The sequence below is a fragment of the uncultured Campylobacter sp. genome, from assembly GCF_938045225.1.
Taxonomy (GTDB): domain Bacteria; phylum Campylobacterota; class Campylobacteria; order Campylobacterales; family Campylobacteraceae; genus Campylobacter_A.
Map to the genome: position 1 here is coordinate 1 of NZ_CALINL010000199.1, position 3,920 is coordinate 3,920.

Sequence of the window (3,920 nt, forward strand, 5' to 3'; positions counted from 1 at the left end):
TTAACTTTGCAGTTGTTTTTTAACGAGAATTTATGCAAATAGATAGGAATACGGGCTTAGTGTTAGAAGGAGGAGGTATGCGTGGTGTGTTTACCTCTGGTGTGTTGGATGCTTTTATGAAATATAAGCTTTATTTTCATTACACTGTAGCGGTTTCTGCTGGAGCGTGTAATGGTTTGTCATACGCCAGTCGTCAACCGCGTCGCGCTCTCGCCTGTGGTGCCGACTGGTACGACCGCATCGATGCCGTTTGCGATTTGTCTTTTGATTAACTTTTCATAACCGATTTCGTCTAGTTTGCCGTCTTTAAAAGGCGTAATCAGCGCCGTCATAGCGCCCGTTATTGCTTTTTTATTCACTTTTTTCCTTTCTTAGGATGATCGTCGTGGATTTTTCTTTTCTCGCGTATTTTTTGCAAATTTCGTTTAGATCGGCCGGTTTTAGCGCAGCTGTTTTTTCAGGCAGCTCAAAAAGCGGCTTTATATCGCCTCTAACGAGATATCCGCCGTATAAATTCGCCACCTTCGACGCGCTATCTAGCGAGTAAATGAGATCGCTTTTTAGGCTATTTTTTATCTTGGTTATCTCGTCTTCGTCGATTTTTTGCGTTTTTGCGTTTTCAAGCACTCGCCAGATCTCGTCCTCTACGGCCTCCGCCTTGACGCCCGGATTACAAACGGCTAGTACGATTAGCAGGCTCTCGTCGATATTGCTCATATTATAGACGTCCACGCTGTTTACGAGACACTTTTCATCTATCAAAACGCGTTGCAAAACAGAGCTTTGCCCGCTGCCTAGATACTCCGCTAGCGCGCCTAACGCAGGCTGATCTTCGTGATTAAACGGCGGGATCTTAAAAGCAAGCGCTAGCATCTCTACTTCGCTATCCTTGTAAATTTCAGCCCTTTTTGCGCCGTTTTGCTCAGGCTCGATGCAGTGCAACTTAGGTAGCGGTTTTTTGTTTTTTATATTTTCAAAGTGCTTTTTGCCCAGCTCAAACGCGCTTTTTTTATCGATGTCGCCGCTTATTAGCAGGATCGCATTTTGCGGCTGGTAGTACGTCTCGTGAAATTCTTTTACATCATCTATCGTCCAGTTTCTGATGTCGCCGATAAAGCCGATCGGAGTCCAGTGATACGGGTGATAGCTAAAAGCGACGTTAAATAGCGTAAAGTACAAAAAGCCGATCGGAGAGTTGTCCGTGCGCCATCTGCGCTCCTCGGTCACGACGTCGCGTTCGGGCTGAAATTCTTTATCTTTTAGGCTCAAATTTTCCATTATATCGGCATAGAGCCTAAGCGCCTCGTCTAGGTTACCTTTTGAGCATTTGACGAAATAATGCGTATAATCAAAGCCCGTGCTAGCGTTATTTACGCCGCCAAATCCCTTTACGATCTCGTCAAATTCGCCCGCTTTCATATTTTTCGTGGATTTAAAATTTAGATGCTCTAGCATGTGCGCGATGCCGCTTTTACCCATCGTTTCGTTTCGCGAGCCTACGCGGTAAAACACGTCCACGCTGATGACGCTAGAGCCTTTGCTAGTGGGGATGTGATAGATTTCAAAGCCGTTTTTGAGCTTTGTTTTGGAGTATTTTATAAGCATAAATTTCCTTAAATTTTGTTTTTTATATCGCAGCCCACCGCTTCGCTGATAGAGGCGAAATTATCCTCTTTTAAAAGCTTTAAAATACCTTCGTTTATCTGTTTTGCGATGTTTGGGCCTTTAAATATAAAGGAGGTGTAAATTTGAACCAAATTTGCGCCCGATTTTATGCGTGCGTATGCCTCCTCGGCGCTGTCTATGCCGCCGCTTGCGATCAAAACCGTCTTGCCGTAAAGCTCGCTAGCCACCGCGCTAAAAAGCTCTCGCGAGCGTTTGGCGATGACCTTGCCGCTTAGTCCGCCGAAATTTTGTAAATTTGGTGATTTTGATAGCGAATAATCCACGCTCGTATTATTTACGATGACGCCTTTTGCGCCGCTTTCTACGGCCGTTTTGCAGATCTGCACGGCCTTGTCGTCGTCCATATCGGGCGCGATTTTAAAGATTATCGGCTTTTTTGCGATCGGCGTAAGGCGCGCAAAGAGGTCTTTTATAAAGCTATCTTCTTGCAGTTCGCGTAGGTTTGGGGTGTTTGGCGAGGAGACGTTGATGACGAAGCAGTCGCAAATTTCGTTAAATTTAGCGACTAAAATTTCATAGTCTTTAATCGCCTCTTCATTGGGAGTGATTTTGTTTTTGCCGATGTTAGCAAAAAGCGGTATCGCAAACGGATATAGCTTGCCGACGCGCGCGCCAATGGCGTCTGCGCCTTCGTTGTTAAAACCCATCGCATTTTGTATGCTCTCTTCTTCGATGAGGCGAAAAAGACGCGGTTTTGCGTTGCCCTCTTGCGGTTTTGGCGTCACGGTGCCAAACTCCACGTGCCCAAATCCGAGCGCTGTCAGTGGACGCAGCATGGTGGCGTTTTTATCAAAGCCGCCGGCGATTCCAACTGGGTTTAAAAAGCTAGTTTCTAGCAAATTTTGCGAAAGAGTCGCGTCCGTGACGACGCAGTTTTTGGCGACGATGCTATAAAGGCCCGGAAATACGCAGTCTGAGATACTTAGCGTTTTTTCGACGATTTTGTGAGCGGTTTCGGGGTCAAATTTAAAAAATATGGATTTTAGCGTTTCGTAATTCAAATTTTATCCTTAAATTTTGAGCGATTTTATCAAATTTAGGCTTAAACAAGGGCTTCGCCTTTTAGTTTCGCGTAAATTTCGCAGCTCTTGCTAAGCGCCTCGTCGGTATCAAATCCGACCACTTTTCCGCCGCTGATAACGGCGATCTTATCCGCGTTTTGCACCGTGCTTAGGCGGTGCGCGATGATAAATATTATCTTTTCTTTTTGTAAATTCGCGATAGCTTTGGTTATCTGCTGCTCGCTTTCGTTATCCAGAGCGCTCGTAGCCTCGTCAAATATCAAAATCTGCGGATCGTCGTAGAGAGCACGTGCGATGGCGATACGCTGGCGCTGGCCGCCTGAGAGATTGGTGCCAAATTCATTTAAAACGGTCTGCGCGCCCTCGGGTAAATTTGACACGAAATCATACGCATTTGCCGTTTTTAGCGCGAGCTCAACCTTGGCTTCGTCGTATTCGCGGCCGTAGGCGACGTTGTTTGCGACCGTGTCGTTAAAGATATAGACGCGCTGGGTCACTAGGCCGATATTTTGCCTAAGCGAACCCAGATCGAAATTTTTGATATTTTCGCCGTTTATCTCGATCGCTCCGCCGTTTGCGTCGTAAAATCTCATAAGCAAATTTACGATCGAGCTTTTTCCGCCGCCGCTACTGCCCACGAGCGCCACCGTTTGAGACTTGCTCGCGCTTAGATTTATGCCTTTTAGCACCTCTTTGTCGTCGTAGTTTAGCCTGACGTCTTTAAAATTTATCAAATTTATTTCAGATGGCACCGGCTTGTCGCCGCTTAAAATTTGAGGCTCTTTGTCAAGTAGCTCAAAGGTTCTCTCGGCCGCGACCACGGCGTCTTGCATCTTGTTATAAAGGCCTGAAATGCGTTTAATAGGCGTATAAAGCATGAAAAGCGCGGTTAGGAAAGAAAAGAAGCTTCCCATCGTCAAATTTCCGTCTATTACCTCTTTGCCGCCGATGATGACGACCGCCGCTACGCCCACGGAGCCGAAAATTTCCATCATCGGGCTTACCATCTCGTTTACTTTTACGCTTTTTAAATTTAGTTTGAAAAATTTAGCGTTTTCGTCGGTAAATTTAGCGTGCTCAAACTCCTGGGCGTTGTTTGCTTTGATGATTTCGATATTGGTAAAAATTTCGCTCAGCTTCGAGCTGATGTCGGAGGTTTTTTCTTGCGAGGCGCGGGAGATTTTTTTCATCTTTTTTGCGAGTCTTGAGAGC

Annotated in this window: 4 protein-coding genes and 1 pseudogene; 1 reads left to right on the forward strand and 4 read right to left on the reverse strand. The window is 45.8% G+C overall.

The window, feature by feature from the left end; genetic code table 11:
- Positions 1-116 precede the first annotated feature (116 nt).
- On the forward strand, positions 117-272 hold the full coding sequence (locus tag Q0200_RS11935) for a hypothetical protein (RefSeq protein WP_366118432.1): 156 nt from the start codon (positions 117-119) through the stop codon (positions 270-272).
- Here Q0200_RS11935 and Q0200_RS07340 read toward each other — a convergent pair.
- The 4 genes and pseudogenes from Q0200_RS07340 to Q0200_RS07355 all read right to left on the reverse strand — a co-directional run.
- Positions 201-359, reverse strand: a pseudogene (locus Q0200_RS07340) (dihydrodipicolinate synthase family protein); the annotation flags it as partial. The gene Q0200_RS11935 and the pseudogene Q0200_RS07340 sit on opposite strands and share 72 nt — an antisense overlap.
- Positions 352-1,605, reverse strand: coding sequence for a pitrilysin family protein (locus Q0200_RS07345; protein WP_297939702.1), 1,254 nt, complete (start codon positions 1,603-1,605; stop codon positions 352-354). The gene Q0200_RS07345 and the pseudogene Q0200_RS07340, both read right to left, overlap by 8 nt.
- 8 nt (positions 1,606-1,613) lie before the next feature.
- Positions 1,614-2,687, reverse strand: coding sequence for a quinone-dependent dihydroorotate dehydrogenase (locus tag Q0200_RS07350; RefSeq protein WP_297939705.1), 1,074 nt, complete (start codon positions 2,685-2,687; stop codon positions 1,614-1,616).
- A gap of 41 nt (positions 2,688-2,728) precedes the next feature.
- On the reverse strand, positions 2,729-3,920 hold a 1,192-nt coding region (locus Q0200_RS07355), incomplete at its 5' end, for an ABC transporter ATP-binding protein (protein ID WP_297939708.1).

Excerpts from the sequence above, each read along its gene's own strand:
- Q0200_RS11935 (WP_366118432.1), top strand. The coding sequence starts at position 117 with ATGAAATATAAGCTTTATTTTCATTACACTGTAGCGGTTTCTGCTGGA.
- Q0200_RS07345 (WP_297939702.1), bottom strand. The coding sequence starts at position 1,605 with ATGCTTATAAAATACTCCAAAACAAAGCTCAAAAACGGCTTTGAAATC.